Origin of the sequence: Bradyrhizobium sp. UFLA03-84 (assembly GCF_002289535.1) — a bacterium.
Lineage (GTDB): Bacteria > Pseudomonadota > Alphaproteobacteria > Rhizobiales > Xanthobacteraceae > Bradyrhizobium > Bradyrhizobium viridifuturi.
This window is the reverse complement of sequence record NZ_NSJY01000005.1, coordinates 498,517-513,036: the sequence shown is the minus strand read 5'-3', so window position 1 is coordinate 513,036 and position 14,520 is coordinate 498,517. Positions and strand designations below refer to the sequence as shown.

Sequence of the window (14,520 nt, the reverse complement as noted above, 5' to 3'; positions counted from 1 at the left end):
CGAGTTATTGAGGCGCCGCAGTGCCGGATGACGACAGTCTGCTGGCTTCGCTCCGCTACCTGTTCGCCGACATCATCGGCGATGAGGACGAGGGGCCGCCCGTGTTGCCTGACGCCTGCCCGGGTCATCTCGGGCCGGTTGTCACCGAGGCCATCCATCGCTTGATCGCCTATCAGAGCACGAGCTACGCCCAGCTCTATGTCGACCGGCTCAATCGCTTCGTCGGCCGCCGCGGCGTCGACGACGCGCTGCTCGGCGACATCGCCTGCCTGATGGCGGAGCGCATGGCCTATGAGGATGCAATCCGGATCGCACAGCTCAAGCTTGGTGAGGTCGATGCGGCGGCCGGCCTCGCCGTGCGCTCGGCCGACGACGTCAAGAAGCTCCGCCTTGACGAGTTGATCGACGCTTTGCCGGAGATGGTCGCCGATCCGATGCTTGCCGTGCTCGACCAGTTCGGCTGGCGTCGCCGCCGGGTGTCGATCCGCTTCAGCGCCAACAATCGCTTCAGCGTTCGCCGGCTCAGGATCGAGGCGGGCCTGAAGCGCTGGCGGCTGTTCTCGGGGCGCTACGCCAAGGAGCGGGTCTGGGTCGAGCGCTGGCTGCACATGATCGACCGCAGCCTGACCAAGCAGCCGACCGCCGCCCCGGCCGTCGTGCAGACCGCGACCATGATCCAGGGTTACGGCGATCCCTATCGCCAGGGCATCGCGGACTGGCATGTGATCATCGACGGGCTGGTCAAGCCGACCTTCGACGGCGTGCTCGCGCTTGCCGACCTTGCCGGCGCCATCACCGAGGCCCGCGCCGCCATCATGCCCGATCCGCGGCAGGCGTCGCTCAAGCGCAAGATCGCGGAGATTCGCGCGCGGGGATGACGGGTCAAGAGGCGAGGGGCCTCTGAGGGATCTACCGCTTCAGATGCGGCGGCTCGTCGTAGCCGCGGCGGCTGGAATAGAACAAGAGGCCCATCAGGCCGGCGCAGACCGTGCCCAGAACTGCAATTCCGGTCGTGAACATGACGATGCCGAAGGTCGGCACCGGAGCGTCTACCGTGAGCCCTTCATAGGCGTAGGCGCCGACGGCGACGAGGAAGACGAGCAGGCCGATGCTGATTGCAATGCGCATGGGGTTCTGCCTTTGCTGAAGGCCAGGAGCAAGGCAGTCTGCAAGACGGGTTGCAAGGCAGGTTGTGCCGATTATCCCGCCGCGGCGATGGCCTTGGCCAGCGCCTGCTGCCCGGCTTCGGTGAGCTCGGGGAGCGTCGTTCTGCCGCTCCTGGCGCACTTGATGATGTATCTGGCAACGCGCTTGCGGGTGGCATGTTCCTCGCCATGGAGCGCATCGGCGCAGACCTGGTCGAGCGCGAAGTTCATGGCGGCAAGCGTGCGTGAGTCAAACCGTTCCTCGATCATCGCAGCTCTCCCTGTCGGCCATCTTCGGGGCGCGGCTATTTGCGGAGTGTCAGCCACTCGCTGACTTCCATCACGGTCTCGGTCTGCCTGGCTTTCTTCATCAGCGTTTCGCGTTCCCGTCCCGGTGGCAGCTTGCGCGCTGCAAGGCGCGAATCCTCGGCGAATTTCTGCAGGCGATCTTCTAACGATCCGGGAGGCCGCGACCTGTTGCGCTTCTTCTTGATCATGCTGCCTCCAGAGTGGAACCAGCGATACTAGGCATGTTCCCAAGAGGCCGTCGTTAACCCATGACATCGGCTTAAACGAAATCGTCGTCAGCACCGCAGGAACGATCTTCGGCGCCATGCGTAACGCTCGTGCGTTCGCTGCTTGCTCCCCGAAGGCAGTGGACCACTCTGGTGACGGGCCTCGGCGAATTGCATCGCCGGGGCCCGCATAGCTTCAAGGCAATCGAACCAAGGGAACGAACCAAGGGAAACGCAATGGCACATTCGAACCATGGCATCGTGAAAGACGACAAGGGCCAGGAGCAACCGGCCGACAAGGCGCGCGCGCAGAACGCCCACAAGACGGATCAGCGAAAACCGGGAAAGCCCGAAGCGACGCGGGATCCAAAGTTGAACGACGCGGACAAAACTCCGGGATCCGGCATGATGTCGGACGATCGCGGAGATCCCCCAAGCTGCTGAACCATGTTTTGCTGTGCAGCACCTGCGGCAACGCGGCAGGAACGAAGGTGCTGCTTCATCGTTGGCCCCGGAGATCGATGGAGAATGATATGGCGATGGACGACAAGGAGCTCGGAAACCTGATCGGCAGCGACAAGGTCGAGGGCACCGCGGTCTATGGATCGGACGAGCGCAAGATCGGCTCGATCGAGCGCGTGATGATCGACAAGAAAAGCGGCCGGGTGTCCTATGCCGTGCTCGGCTTCGGCGGCATTCTCGGCCTCGGCAACGACCACTATCCGCTGCCCTGGCAGTCGCTCAAGTACGACACAAGGCTCGGCGGCTACGTCACCGGCGTGACCGAGCAGCAGCTGCGCGGCGCGCCGAAATACGGCAGCGAGCGGGACTGGAATTGGGCCGACATCGGCACCACGCGGGCGGTGAATGATTACTACGGTGTGCCGCTCGTCTGAGCGGCGACGGCTTGCAGGGCTGGCGCTTTGCAAGGCCACCCCTTGCAAGGCTTTTGAAACGCCAACGGCGGCGATGCCCTGACAGTAACCGAATTGTAGGGCGCTTGAGGACTGTAACCGTCGAGTCCTCCGGCGTCTGTACACTAGTGCACAGACGTCAATAGCTGTGCAATGTAACATACGTTATTGAAAACGGCCCGGCAGTTACCCGATTAGACATCCGGGGAGATCAATGTCGTTGGCGTCGCTAGTCCGTAAATTAGAGCAGTTCGTACGGCTTTCGCCGGTAGACCACGTCATTCTCAATCGCGCGTCGACCGAGCGTGTCCGCCACTTTGGGCCGCGCGTCGATATCGTCCGTGAAGGCGAGAAGCCGAAAGACGTCCATCTGATCCTCTCCGGTTGGGCCTGTCGCTACAAGCAGCTCGAGGACGGAAGGCGCCAGGTGGTGTCGTTCTTCCTGCCCGGCGACATCTGCGACGTGAACGTCTTCATCCTGCGCGAGATGGATCATTCGATCGGCACCATCACCTCGGTGTCGATCGCAGATCTCTCGCGCGAGTTCTTCGACAAGGTCGCGGCCGAGCATCCGCGCATCGTCACCGCGTTCTGGTGGGAAACCCTGGTCAATGCGGCGATCCAGCGCGAATGGACCATGAGCCTCGGCCAGCGCACGGCGCTGGAGCGAATCGCTCATCTGCTCTGCGAGATCTGGCTGCGGCTGCGTCTTGCCGGATTAACCCAGGGCGACAGCTGCGACTTCCCGCTGACCCAGGGCGACCTCGCAGACGCCACTGGACTCTCCAAGGTCCACGTCAACCGGACGCTACAGGAGTTGCGCGCCGAGGGGCTGATCGTGCTCAAGGGCAAGACCCTGTCCGTCCCCAATCTCGACCGGCTGATGCGCGCCGGCCTGTTCAATCCGAACTATCTGCACATGGATCACGAGGGGCGGCAGCTCGACGCCGTCGGCACGCCGTCGGACGCCGCCGCGGGATGACCGGCGCGTCCTTTCGCGGAGACGCAACGCTTGGTCCTCCACGGGTGCAAGCTGGATCAGGCGCGCAGCGGTTCGCATGAGCGCCTGGCTGTCGTCGCCCGCTTAGGAACGATTTCCCTATGCTTCGCGTTGTTGACCATTGTCGCCGACAATGATGGAGGCGATTGGATGGTGCGCTATTTCTTCGATATCAGAGATGGCACTGGGCTCTATCCGGATGAAGAGGGGCTGGAATTTGAAGATCAACGGGCCGCAGAACTAGAGGCCGCTCGTACCCTCGGCGAGTTGGCCAGAGACCTTGCGTCGCTGGACGACCGGCACGATTTTGCGATCGAGGTGCGGACCGAGGACGGCCCGGTCTTCAAGGTTGTCTTCGTTTTCGAGACGACCCATCTAAGGCAATAAGGCTGCCTCAACTGACTGTGAAGTCCGCGCACCCAAGGGCCACCCAAGGCTCGCTTTCGCGGTCTTGTAGCGCCACAAATATCCCGCACCCTGAACGAGCCGACCAGCGACCCCCGGGACCGGAGGTTTGGCGGCACCAGGGGGTCGCTACTCCCGATGCGCTCGGGGGCTAAAAGTCGGGAGCTATGAGTCGACTCCCGGTGTTCCGCTTCGTTCCAAGCGGTGACAGCCAATTCATGATCGCGAGCGCGATCAAGCGCGACCGCAAAGTGAAGTCCCGAGCGGGTGATTCGACACGACAATGGCAACACAATGTGTCGCAATGTTTCAGTGGCGGCGCCGTCCACCTGGATCACCGAGCTGGTGAAATCTTCGGCGGCTTCACGCCGAAGCGGCGAACTCATTACAGCAACAAGTGAATAAGGCCAAAGAGAGCGGCGACGCGCGTGCGTCTGTGCGAGCATGATCGTGCCTTGGGCCTTGCGCCGTCGTCGCGTTCGCACTCCTGTAACAATCCGCCCGCAGATTGCGCGCGTCGATCCCCTCGACGCGGTGGGCAATTACGGCACTCGCTCTGCAAAAATCTTACATTGGGAGAATGACAATGATCGCCAGAGGATCACGCCTGTTTGTCGGGCTTCCGCTTTCCAAATCCGTTCTTGCACTCACGCTCGCCTCGACCGCGCTTGCCGGCAGCTTCGCGCGCGCCGATGAGGATGACATTCATTTCCGGCCGGGCCATTTGCTGTTGAGCCGCGCCGTGTTCGCCAATAACGCCGTGACCATCACGCCCGGCGTCACCCAGCTGCCTCCGAACTGCGTGTCGCCCAACTGCGTGACCGCCACGGCGGATGGCACTTATCCGACCGTGTTCAACAACGATCTCGTCGACGGCTCGTTCGGCCTGACCGCAAAGATCGTGCTCGACGAGTTGCGGCTCGACGGTGACCATGTGCGCTCGCTCGAGGTGCCGAACAGCGCCTCGCGCGGCGTCTCGCCGGGCAAGGACCAGATGGTCACGAGCTTCTCGTCGAAATCCGAGCTCGCGCTCAATCTGTCGCTCGATCACCGCACCGTGTCGTTCATGGGTTACCTCGCCCCGATCGGCGCGATCGATGTCTCCAACTCCAACACCCCGTTCGTGGTCGATCCCACCAACCCGGTGACCAGCACCTATTATCGCCTGGTCGCTGAAGTCGACGAGCATGGCCGCTTCCACTTCACCAAGACCAACGCCTATAGCGGCAACAACGGCCGCGCCGCGATCCTCAACGATCGCCATGGCGGCAGGGTTTTCTACACGGTGGGCAACGCCGGCAACGGCGGCAAAACGCAGCCGGTCGGCGTGATCGTCGGCACCGGCACCCAGATCATGACCGAGGCCGATGCGGCGCTTGCCCAGCAGCCCGATCCGGCCCAGCCGACGCCGGTCGGCAGCTTCAATGTCACCGAGCTCGGCCAGCCGATCGATAAGATCGGCAAGGACACCAACTTCCGTGGTCTGACCGTGTTCGACAACGTGGTCTACCTGACCAAGGGCAGCGGCGGCAACGGCGTCAACACGCTGTACTTCATCGACACCTCCGGCAACGCCGCCAACGGCAATCCGAAGGCGTGCCCGAACGGCACCGGCGTGCCGAACCCGTCGGCGACGCTGCCGACGACGCCGATCTTCTACAACGCCGCGACGGTGCAGACGACCGGCGTCACGCCCTACAACATGTGCGTGCTGAGCGGTTTCCCGACCAATCCGGCCAAGACCGCGACCTTGTTCCCGTTCGGCGTGTGGTTCGCCGACGCCAAGACGCTCTATGTGGCGGATGAGGGCAACGGCACCACGACCTATGACGCGGCCTCGAACACCTACACTGCGGCGGCGTCGCAGACCGGCGCGGGATTGCAGAAGTGGGTGTTCAACGGCACGACCTGGACGCTTGCCTACACGTTGCAGGCGGGACTTGGCCTCGGCGTGCCCTATACGGTCAAGGGCTATCCGACCGGCAACAATGCGGCGACCAAGCTGCCGTGGTCGCCGGCAACCGACGGCCTGCGCAATATCACCGGCCGCGTCAACCGCGACGGCACCGCGACGATCTTTGCGATCACCGCGACCGTAAGCGGCAGCGGCGACCAGGGTGCGGATCCGAACCGGCTTGTGTCGATCACCGACAAGCTGTCCGCCACTACGCTTCCGGCCGGCGAGCATTTTGCCACGCTGCGTACCGCGAACGCCGGCGAAGCGCTGCGCGGCGTGTCGTTCACGCCCGGCACCGACCTCGGCCGCGATGAAGAAGCCCATGACCGCAGCTCGTGCGGCCACGGCAGGGGCGACGGCGACTGCCGCGACACCGATTGAAGCAAGGGTGTTGCGGCGCTGCCTGACGCGCTTGTCTCCACTGGTTCGTCATGCCCGGCCTTGCGCCGGGCATTGACGTTTCTTGCTCCAATATTCCCATCCTCAGCGGTCATCGCCCCGCTCGACCGGGCGATCCAGTCCGCCGCGACCCATCAATTCAATAGCGACTACCTCTGGAATACTGGATCCACCCGTCGTCGCGGGTGACGACACCAAACAAGCTTCGCAAGCGTGCCGCATATTCGATGTCGTCCCTGCGAAAGCAGGGACCCATAACCACCGACTGTCATTGTTGAGCGACGCTGGGACGACAGGTCCGATTCATTACGCCCGCCGCGGAACATGGGTCCCTGCTTTCGCAGGGACGACTCACGGGAAGAGCCGTGGACTCACGCACCGGATCACCCGCATGCGCGACGTGATGACGCCAAACGAGTTGCTCGACGGTTGAAACAGAACTCACCCGTTCGCGCTCTTCACCACCACGAAGTTGTCGTCGACGGCCGGGGGATGGCGCTTGAGGTGATCGCGGCGCAGGGCGATTTCGTCGCGGACCAGCTCGTAGCCGAGCCTGAAGGTGTCGAGGCCGTCGCCGGAAACCGTGCCGTCGCGCAGGCCGATCACCGCGCCGCGCAGGATCGCCTCGAGCTCGTCCTGCAGTTCGTCGAGGTCTTCGGTGCAGGTGGTGCGCGCGACGCGTTCACCGATATCGAGGATCTGGCCCGCCAGCTCGCTGGCCTTCGCCGGCGCGACGCGGGTGATCTTGGTGTAGATCGCGGCGAAGATCGAGCCGATGATGCTGAGCGCGGCGGCGCCGAGATACATCACGTCGCTGTAGCGATCCATGAACGACTTGGTGTCGTCGTTGATGTATTCGGCGGCGCCCTGATGGGCGACGATGAAGGCGTCCTTGTCGGTCGCTGCCGGCTCGATCCTGGAGGCGAAGCCGTTGTCGAGCGCGAGCTCGGACTTGTTCTCATAGACGATGCGCGCGAGCTCGGCGGCCGTCGTCGTGGGCATCCAGGATTGGGCCACCAGCAGCCATTGCAGCCCGATAGTGTCGACCTCGTCATCTGGGATCGCCGGCGAGGACGACAGCATGCCGGCGGAGATCGTCTCCTCCGAGATCGCCGGATATTTGCGCGCCAGCGCCTTTGCTTCGTCGATTGCGTTCAACGTGAACCCGCCGGAGCGCTTGGCATATTGCTCGTAGGTCTTGTCCTTGATGATCTTCGAGGCGTGCTCGATCACGACCACGGCGGCAAAGCCCGAGGCGAACAGCTTGTCCAGCGGCGTGTTCGGCGGCGCCTGCTGCACCCGCTGCGCGGCATCCGGGCTGTCGGAAATCTCGAGCGCGCTGCGGACAAAATTGACGCTGTTCTCGCCGTCGCCGACGACCGCGATCTTCTTCCGCTTTAGCTCGGGCAGCGACTTGATCTTCTTGCCGCCGGGGCTGAGCACCAGCACCACGTCATGCTCGAGGATCGCGATGGCGCGGGCGCGCGGCGGCACCTTGGCGTCGGTGCGCAGGATGGCAAGCGAGGCGTCGCGGCGATCGAACTGTGCCAGCGCCTTGGCATTGTCGGGGTTCGGCGCAATCTTCAGCCGCAGCCGCGACGAATTGGTCTTCAGCACGGTCGCAAGGCGGGCGGCGAACTTCGCCTCCGGTCCGTTGGCATCGCCGACCGCGAACACCAGCGTCTCGGAGTTGCGCAGCCAGAGCCGGCCACCGACCACGGTGACGGCGCTGAGCAGCAGTGTCAGCAGGGTGAAGACGACGATCTGCGCGCGGTTGCTCTTGGCGACCGGAGCGCGCGGCCGCGGCGGCGTTGGCGCAGGCGAGGGGGCTTCGGCACTCATGGCTGATCACCCGTCCGGGACGGCCCGTTGCCGGAACGGCGCCGCGCTGCCCGGTGAATCCGTAAATCACTATAAAAGAAAGAAAATTTCCTACGCAGGCGACGATATACTTCCCCGGGCGGAATGCAAACCGGCCGCCGGCCGTAATCTTGATCCCGGCTCGCCTGCGCCGCGCTGCGACATGACCATCGCCACTGTCGACGGCCGAACCCAGATGTGATTTTCGACGGGCCGCAGGTGCATTCCGCCGCCGGAGATGTCATAAATGAGACACGCTTCGGTTTGCGGAATTATGCTGACGGCCTGACCCGGATTTCTTGCAATCACATTCATCGAAGTAAAGGGCGTCAGCTTGTTGTTTCCTGCCATGTCATCGTCGGTGTCGGTTGGTGCCCTGGTGGGATGGATGTTGCTTCTCACGGCGAAGCACATCATCGCCGACTTCATGCTGCAGAACGCCTGGATGGCGATCGGCAAGGACCAGAAGACCGGCTGGGCCATGCCGCTGCTCGCGCATTGCCTGGTCCATCTCGCGGTCGCGCTGGCACTGATCCTGGTGGTGGCGCCGCGGTTCTGGTACGTCGCCTTCGTCGACTTCGTGATCCACGTCATCGTCGATCGCTGCAAGGGATACTGCGCCTCGCATTTCGGCGTGACGCTGGAAGCGCACCATCCCTGGTTCTGGACCCTGATCGGGGTCGACCAGGCGCTGCACCACCTCACCGGCTTCGCGCTGTCGATCTACATGGCCGCGAACTGAGCGGCTGACGGACGCCTCTTCCTTCATTTCAGGCAATCGACCATCCGCCGGCCGTGGGCGGATGTGATTCGCGTGCAACGGGCAAGCCTCTCCGGAGACGACCGGAGGCCGTGGTTAACCTTTCGTTAGAGGATTGCGCGGCATCTTCCCGATCGAGGGGGATTTGCAAATGTTTTCAAGCCGCGACGCCTTCGAGAACGATGCCTGCCCAGTTGCGGACGACCTGCTCGGCCAGATGTACCGCGCCAATCCCAACGGGCTTTCACTGCTGGTCGCCAATGTCGCGCCTGATGTCCGGGCGAGGCTGGCGCTGTTCTGCTATCGGCGCAGCCATCTGCACGCGCTCGCGGTGGCGATCGCGTCGAGCTGCAGCGAATGGGAGCTGGTCAATTCCGGCGGCCGTGTCGGGTCGACGCTCTATGCGCTGTCGCGCGAGCCGGCTCGCACTGCGACCGTGTCGCATGGTGGCCGCAAGCCGATCACGCTGTCGACCAAGCCGCTGTCGACCTTCGCGCCCGTTGTCGATGACGAGCTCGACGACGAGGATGTCAGCGACAGGGTCACGGCTTAAGCCCTGCTCAAGTCGGTTGCGCGCCCGGAATGAGCGGCAGCCCGTGCCGGCGGCGCGCCATCGCGCATTCCGCGTCGCCCGGCAGACAAGTTCGGCACACCTCCGGCCGCACCGCATAGACGACGCAGCGCGTCGCCTCTCCAATCTTCCCCGACAACGCCGAGCAGCGATCGCCTTCGCAGCGCATCCCTGATTGTCGCGCGTTGACGAATTGCGCCGGGATCAGCTCGAGCTCTGCATCGTCCTCGGTCGTGAAGCGCGGCCAGTTCTCCGAATAGCTGCAGCAGGCGCCGCAGGACTGGCAGGGGCTTGCGCCGGCCGTATCGATCGCGTCATCCTCCATCAGGTGTCCCTCGGTGCTTCCCAGACCAGGCTGCGCCGCCAGCGCGCCCTGAGCAGGTCGCGCCGCTCCGGATACTTCTCGTCGTGGTAAACAGCGGTGACCACGCGGTCGGTGCGGAAGCTGCGGAAATCCCTGCGCAGTTCGCACCAGGCGGCGAGCAGCCGCACCGCCTCGTGATAGCCGACCGCGATCGGCCAGATCGTGCGCTCGCTGTCGCGGCCATGCTCGTCGCGATAGTTCAGCGTGATCTTCTTGCCCTCGTGGATCTGGCTGCGGGTCCTGACCATGTCGATACGGTCGGGCTCGCGGTTCCAGGCGGAGCGAGCGCGGCTCGCCGGCTCCAGCACGAACGGCCGCAGCCGGTCGGGCACGGTCTCCGCGATCTTGGCCATCAGGTCCTCGGCCGCGCGCGCCAATGCCGGATCGGCGTGGCCGATCACCCATTGTGCGCCGAGCACGCAGGCCTCGATCTCGTCGGGTGTCAGCATCAAGGGCGGCAGGTCAAAACCCTTCTCGAGGATGTAGCCCATGCCGGCCTCGCCGCGGATCGGTACCCGCTGCTCGATCAGGCTCGCGATGTCGCGATAGATCGTCCGCTTCGAGGTCTCGAGCTCGGCTGCGATCGCGTCCGCAGTCAACGGTTTGCGGGTGCGGCGGAGCACCTGGATGATCTGAAACAGCCGGTCGGCGCGTCTCATGGCAGTTCTCTTTGGTCGCTCTCTTGCAGCGGTCTTGACGACTGTCTTGACGGATCTCGCGGTGTCTCGACGCGTCGCCTTTTCGCGCCCCCTGTCACTGCTGCTGACAGCATGTTGGCAGCAGGTGGGGGCTATATCAGGACAACACCTCAAGTGAAGGGAATTTGTCCATGACGAATCTTGATGAACTCGGTTTCCGGCAAGCGCAGAGCTTCGCACTGGAACAACTGGTCACGGTCTACTCCACCTCCGGCGACCTGCGCTGGGCCCTGGTCGCGCTGATCGCACGGTCGGTCAGCACGGTCTGGTCCTACGGGCGGGCACGGCTGGTCAAGCGGGTTCGCGAGGCGGTTCGCCGCCTCGCGCCCGCAACCCCGCTCGGCAGTGAATGCCACTACTGCTGACACCATGCTGGCAGCAGGGGACAGCTAGCTTCAATTCACGACCACAGGCGATCGGGAGCTTCATATGATTACGCTTTTTGGCTTTGGCACGGGCTTCGGTCTGCCGGAAATCAGCCCCTTCGTGACCAAGACCGAGGTCCAGCTCAAGATGGCCGGGCTTGCCTACACCAAGGAAAAGGCGATGCCGCCGGCCTCTCCCAAGGGCCAGCTGCCGTTCATCGTCGACGACGGCGAGACGATCGCCGATTCGACCTTCATCCGCGCCCATATCGAGGGCAAATACGGTTTCGATTTCGATGCGCCGCTGAGCCTGCAGGCGCGCGCCCAGGCCTGGGCTTTCGAGCGCATGATCGAGCATCACGTCTACTGGGCGCTGGTCGGCGCGCGCTGGGTCGACGATACCAATTTCGCCAAGGGACCCGCGCATTTCTTCGACGGCGCGCCCGATCATCTGCGCGACAAGATGCGCGAGGACGCCCAGTTCCGCGTCGCCGAGAACTATCTGTTGAGCGGGCTTGGCCGCCACGGCCCCGACGAGGACGTCGATGTCGCCATGCGCTCGCTGTTTGCGCTCTCGGTGCAACTCGGCGACAAGCCCTATCTGATGGGCAACGCACCTTGCGGCTCGGACGCCACTGCATTCGGGGCGCTCGCGGGGATCCTGACGCCGTTCTTCGATTCGCCGCTGCGCGAGCGTACCGAGAAGTTCGACAATCTCACCGCCTATGTCGGCCGGATGATGCAGCAGTACTATCCGGAGTTCGCCTGGGCGCCGCTGCAGCAGCAGGCAGCTTAGGTCGGCACAGCAGGCGCGGGCTGGCCCTTTAATGCGGCGAGCTCCGCCTCGAGCTCGGCGATGCGCTGATCGCGCGCGGCGAGGGCTTGTGCCACATCGGCGGCGTCAAACTTCTGCGGAATGTGTTGCGGGCAGTTGGTGTCCCACGCCGCGACCTTGAACATGATCACCTGCTCGGGACGCGCGCGATAGCCCTGCGGCATCAGCGCGCGTGTCAGCGCCGGATCGTCCTCCACGACCCGCGCCTCGCCCCACAGCTTGACGCGGCGGCGATGCGCATAGTCCATCACGAAGATATAGGCCTTAGGATTCTCCGAGAGATTGCCTTGCGTGATGAATTGCCGGTTGCCGCTGTAATCGGTGAACGCGATGGTGTGCTTGTCGAGCACCTTGATGAAGCCCTTCGGCCCGCCGCGATGCTGGATATAAGGCTGTCCGTCCGCCGAGGCGGTCGCGAAATAGAAGCTGTTCACCTCGCCGAGGAAGCCTGCGAGGTTCTCGTCGATCTCGGTGCGCCAGCCGCCGTGCGCCTCGACCTCGGCATAGGTATCGCGCGACCCCTTGCGGGTCTGGATCGCCTTGACCGCCGGGGTGAAGGCGACGTCGCTGGGATAGGTGTGGGCATCGGACATCTTGGCCTCCCGAAACGGGCGTCCTGCCACCACAACATGGACGTTTTCGTATCGTAAGCAATCTTGTGAATTGACACTTCACTGTTGCCGATTATGCAATAGTTCCATGGACCGGATCGATGCCATGCAGGCCTTCGTCGCGGTGGCGGACCTCGAGGGGTTTGCCCCTGCCGCCCGCAAGCTCGGCCTGTCGCCATCCGCCATCACCCGGCTGATCGCGGCGCTGGAGGAGCGGCTCGGCGCGCGGCTGCTGCAACGGACGACGCGGCAGGTGACGCTGACCGACGCCGGCTCGCGCTATCTGGAGCGGGCGCGGCGGATCCTCGCCGATGTCGAGGAGGCTGAGGACGCGGTGGAGAGCGAGCGCACCCGCCCCGAAGGGCGCCTCGTGATCTCGGCGCCGTTCGGCTTCGGCCGGCTGCATGTCAGCCCGGTCGTCTCCGCCTACCTGAAGCGCTATCCCGATGTCGGCGTCGACCTGCGGCTGTCGGACCGCCGGATCAACCTCGTCGAGGACGGCGTCGACCTCGCGGTCAGGCTCGGGCACCTGCCGGATTCGACCCTGGTGGCGCGGCATGTCGGCCAGATGCGCCGCATCGTGGTGGCCTCACACGGCTATCTCAAGCTCCGCGGCGAGCCGAAGCGGCCGGCAGACTTGACCTCCCATGACACGATCCAGTTCGGCGCCATGACCGCGACGCCTGACTGGCGCTTCGTGGAGGACGGCCAGGAGATCCGCATCACCCCGACGCCGCGCTTCACCAGCAACAGCTCGGATTCCGCCATCCAATTCGCCGAGCAGGATGGCGGGCTGACCCGGGTGATGGCCTACCAGGCCGCCGAATCGCTGAAGGCGAAGCGGGTCCGAATCGTGCTCGCCGCGTTCGAGCAGCCGCCGGTGCCGATCCATGTCGTCTATCCGACATCCCGGCTGCTGTCGGCGAAGGTGCGGACCTTCATCGATCTCGTCACCGAGATCACCGACTGGCATTTCAGCTAGCTCACCGGCGGCTTCTTCGGCACCACGCGGAAGGTGCCGCTGGCGCGCGCGATCGTCACGCCATCGGCCTTGATCAGGCTCTGCGCGAAGCAGATCGTGCTGCCGGTCTTGATCACGTCGCTCTCGATCGCGAGCCACTGCCCGACATTGGCCGAGCCGACGAAATCGACCGTCAGCGAGACCGTCACATACGAGGTGGTCCAGCCGGTCGCCTGGCCGCAGCTATAGCCCATCGCATTATCGGAAAGTGCCGCGATCAGTCCGCCATGGATCAGGCCGCGGCCGTTGGTGTGCGGCCGGGCCAGCCGCAGGCCGATGATGACGGACCGCTCGGTCTTCTTCTGGTAAAGCGGCTCCCACGGCTCGGTGAGCGGGCTCTTGCGGAACAGCGGCTCGAAGCCTTGCGGGATGTCTTGGGGAATGTCGGGGGCAAGTTGCGTTTCGGTGGTCATCTGAATCTCGCTTATGACGTTGGGTATGTCGATGACGGTTTCACCGCCTACAAAGTTTTAAACGGCATTTGCGTGGGTGTTTGAAAGCACCGACGCGCGGGCGGTCACGCCGGCAATTCGTAGCCGACTTCGCTCTCGATCTCGATTGTCTTCTGCACCGCCGGTCGCGCCATCATTCTCTCGTAATGCGCCGTGAGGTTTGGAAACGTCTCCGGCGACAGCTTGAGCGAATTGGCGAGCCGCCAGTACAGGCGGAACAGATGGATGTCGGCGACCGAATAGCTGCCGATCGCCCAGCCGTGACCGAGACGGCGGTCGGCGATGCCCCAGACGGTCTTCGCGTAATCGAGCCCGCGCGCCCTTGCGGGATGCAGCGTAGAAGCGATGAACGACATCCACGACAGCGCCTGCGCCTCGGCCTCGAGATTGTCGCGCGGCAGCAGGTTGGCCTCAGGAAAGCGCCGGGCGAGATAGAACAGGATCGCCGCCACCTCGGTCAGCGGCCGGCCGTCGATCACGAGCGTCGGGACCTTGCCCTCCGGATTGAGTGCGAGATAGTCGGGCGCCTGCATGTCGTTGCGCTTGAACGACATCGGCCGGGCTTCGAAACCCGTACCGATCTCGTGCAAGGCGATGTGCACCGCCATCGAGCTGGCGCCCGGTGCGAAGTACAGTGTGAACATGGTG

Annotated in this window: 21 protein-coding genes; 12 read left to right on the top strand and 9 right to left on the bottom strand. The window is 64.1% G+C overall.

The genetic code is table 11. The features are described from left to right. Positions 1 to 20 precede the first annotated feature (20 nt). Positions 21 to 878, top strand: a complete 858-nt coding sequence (locus CK489_RS05205) for a DUF6537 domain-containing protein (RefSeq protein ID WP_095731521.1) — start codon at positions 21 to 23, stop codon at positions 876 to 878. A gap of 31 nt (positions 879 to 909) precedes the next feature. Here the strand turns inward: CK489_RS05205 and CK489_RS05200 are convergent, their stop codons facing one another. The 3 genes from CK489_RS05200 to CK489_RS05190 form a co-directional block, all read right to left on the bottom strand. Further along, positions 910 to 1,128, bottom strand: coding sequence for a hypothetical protein (locus CK489_RS05200; RefSeq protein WP_095731520.1), 219 nt, complete (start codon positions 1,126 to 1,128; stop codon positions 910 to 912). A 71-nt stretch (positions 1,129 to 1,199) separates the two neighbouring features. Further along, entirely contained in the window at positions 1,200 to 1,415 is a 216-nt protein-coding gene (locus CK489_RS05195) for a hypothetical protein (protein ID WP_050629546.1), read from the bottom strand. A gap of 35 nt (positions 1,416 to 1,450) precedes the next feature. Further along, complete coding sequence (locus tag CK489_RS05190; protein ID WP_050629547.1) at positions 1,451 to 1,642, bottom strand: hypothetical protein; 192 nt, start codon at positions 1,640 to 1,642, stop codon at positions 1,451 to 1,453. 171 nt (positions 1,643 to 1,813) lie between these two features. On the opposite strand from CK489_RS05190, the gene CK489_RS05185 reads away from it, so the two are divergent. The 6 genes from CK489_RS05185 (at position 1,814) to CK489_RS05165 (ending at position 6,317) form a co-directional block, all read left to right on the top strand. Next, complete coding sequence (locus CK489_RS05185; RefSeq protein WP_245350259.1) at positions 1,814 to 2,104, top strand: hypothetical protein; 291 nt, start codon at positions 1,814 to 1,816, stop codon at positions 2,102 to 2,104. Between the two features lie 89 nt (positions 2,105 to 2,193). Beyond that, positions 2,194 to 2,556 carry a PRC-barrel domain-containing protein gene (locus tag CK489_RS05180; protein ID WP_162240513.1) on the top strand — a complete coding sequence of 121 codons (363 nt, stop codon included), beginning with the start codon at positions 2,194 to 2,196 and terminating at the stop codon, positions 2,554 to 2,556. A gap of 238 nt (positions 2,557 to 2,794) precedes the next feature. Next, positions 2,795 to 3,556, top strand: a complete 762-nt coding sequence (locus tag CK489_RS05175; RefSeq protein ID WP_095731915.1) for a Crp/Fnr family transcriptional regulator — start codon at positions 2,795 to 2,797, stop codon at positions 3,554 to 3,556. 30 nt (positions 3,557 to 3,586) lie between these two features. After that, positions 3,587 to 3,961, top strand: coding sequence for a DUF6894 family protein (locus tag CK489_RS42755; protein WP_349626914.1), 375 nt, complete (start codon positions 3,587 to 3,589; stop codon positions 3,959 to 3,961). Between the two features lie 200 nt (positions 3,962 to 4,161). After that, positions 4,162 to 4,380 carry a hypothetical protein gene (locus CK489_RS40580; protein ID WP_143278100.1) on the top strand — a complete coding sequence of 73 codons (219 nt, stop codon included), beginning with the start codon at positions 4,162 to 4,164 and terminating at the stop codon, positions 4,378 to 4,380. 185 nt (positions 4,381 to 4,565) lie between these two features. Continuing rightward, positions 4,566 to 6,317, top strand: a complete 1,752-nt coding sequence (locus CK489_RS05165) for a hypothetical protein (protein WP_198960833.1) — start codon at positions 4,566 to 4,568, stop codon at positions 6,315 to 6,317. Between the two features lie 459 nt (positions 6,318 to 6,776). Here the strand turns inward: CK489_RS05165 and CK489_RS05160 are convergent, their stop codons facing one another. After that, positions 6,777 to 8,177 (bottom strand): TAXI family TRAP transporter solute-binding subunit, encoded by a 1,401-nt coding sequence (locus CK489_RS05160; RefSeq protein ID WP_095731518.1) that lies wholly within the window; start codon positions 8,175 to 8,177, stop codon positions 6,777 to 6,779. Between the two features lie 406 nt (positions 8,178 to 8,583). Between CK489_RS05160 and CK489_RS05155 the strand changes: the two genes are divergently transcribed. Continuing rightward, positions 8,584 to 8,937 carry a DUF3307 domain-containing protein gene (locus tag CK489_RS05155; RefSeq protein WP_094194084.1) on the top strand — a complete coding sequence of 118 codons (354 nt, stop codon included), beginning with the start codon at positions 8,584 to 8,586 and terminating at the stop codon, positions 8,935 to 8,937. Positions 8,938 to 9,106: 169 nt separating this feature from the next. Continuing rightward, positions 9,107 to 9,508 carry a hypothetical protein gene (locus tag CK489_RS05150; RefSeq protein ID WP_050629552.1) on the top strand — a complete coding sequence of 134 codons (402 nt, stop codon included), beginning with the start codon at positions 9,107 to 9,109 and terminating at the stop codon, positions 9,506 to 9,508. A 7-nt stretch (positions 9,509 to 9,515) separates the two neighbouring features. Here the strand turns inward: CK489_RS05150 and CK489_RS05145 are convergent, their stop codons facing one another. Both CK489_RS05145 and CK489_RS05140 read right to left on the bottom strand, forming a co-directional pair. Then, positions 9,516 to 9,851: a YkgJ family cysteine cluster protein gene (locus tag CK489_RS05145; protein WP_095731517.1), complete on the bottom strand. Its 336-nt coding sequence runs from the start codon at positions 9,849 to 9,851 to the stop codon at positions 9,516 to 9,518. Beyond that, positions 9,851 to 10,549 carry a helix-turn-helix transcriptional regulator gene (locus CK489_RS05140; protein ID WP_050629554.1) on the bottom strand — a complete coding sequence of 233 codons (699 nt, stop codon included), beginning with the start codon at positions 10,547 to 10,549 and terminating at the stop codon, positions 9,851 to 9,853. Before CK489_RS05140 ends, CK489_RS05145 begins: the two co-directional genes overlap by 1 nt. Before the next feature lie 170 nt (positions 10,550 to 10,719). Between CK489_RS05140 and CK489_RS05135 the strand changes: the two genes are divergently transcribed. Both CK489_RS05135 and CK489_RS05130 read left to right on the top strand, forming a co-directional pair. Beyond that, entirely contained in the window at positions 10,720 to 10,953 is a 234-nt protein-coding gene (locus CK489_RS05135) for a hypothetical protein (RefSeq protein WP_095731516.1), read from the top strand. A gap of 64 nt (positions 10,954 to 11,017) precedes the next feature. Further along, positions 11,018 to 11,749: a glutathione S-transferase family protein gene (locus tag CK489_RS05130; RefSeq protein ID WP_095731515.1), complete on the top strand. Its 732-nt coding sequence runs from the start codon at positions 11,018 to 11,020 to the stop codon at positions 11,747 to 11,749. On the opposite strand, the gene CK489_RS05125 is transcribed toward CK489_RS05130, so the two are convergent. Continuing rightward, the gene (locus tag CK489_RS05125; protein ID WP_050629556.1) at positions 11,746 to 12,381 is read right to left on the bottom strand and encodes a pyridoxamine 5'-phosphate oxidase family protein; all 636 of its coding nucleotides are present in this window, start codon (positions 12,379 to 12,381) and stop codon (positions 11,746 to 11,748) included. The two genes, CK489_RS05130 and CK489_RS05125, sit on opposite strands and share 4 nt — an antisense overlap. A gap of 106 nt (positions 12,382 to 12,487) precedes the next feature. Between CK489_RS05125 and CK489_RS05120 the strand changes: the two genes are divergently transcribed. Then, positions 12,488 to 13,381: a LysR family transcriptional regulator gene (locus tag CK489_RS05120; RefSeq protein ID WP_050629557.1), complete on the top strand. Its 894-nt coding sequence runs from the start codon at positions 12,488 to 12,490 to the stop codon at positions 13,379 to 13,381. Here the strand turns inward: CK489_RS05120 and CK489_RS05115 are convergent. Together CK489_RS05115 and CK489_RS05110 are read right to left on the bottom strand one after the other, a co-directional pair. Then, positions 13,378 to 13,833 carry a PaaI family thioesterase gene (locus CK489_RS05115; protein ID WP_095731514.1) on the bottom strand — a complete coding sequence of 152 codons (456 nt, stop codon included), beginning with the start codon at positions 13,831 to 13,833 and terminating at the stop codon, positions 13,378 to 13,380. The two genes, CK489_RS05120 and CK489_RS05115, sit on opposite strands and share 4 nt — an antisense overlap. Before the next feature lie 104 nt (positions 13,834 to 13,937). Continuing rightward, a complete protein-coding gene (locus CK489_RS05110; protein ID WP_095731513.1) occupies positions 13,938 to 14,516 on the bottom strand; it encodes a glutathione S-transferase family protein in 579 nt (192 codons plus the stop codon). Positions 14,517 to 14,520 lie beyond the last annotated feature (4 nt).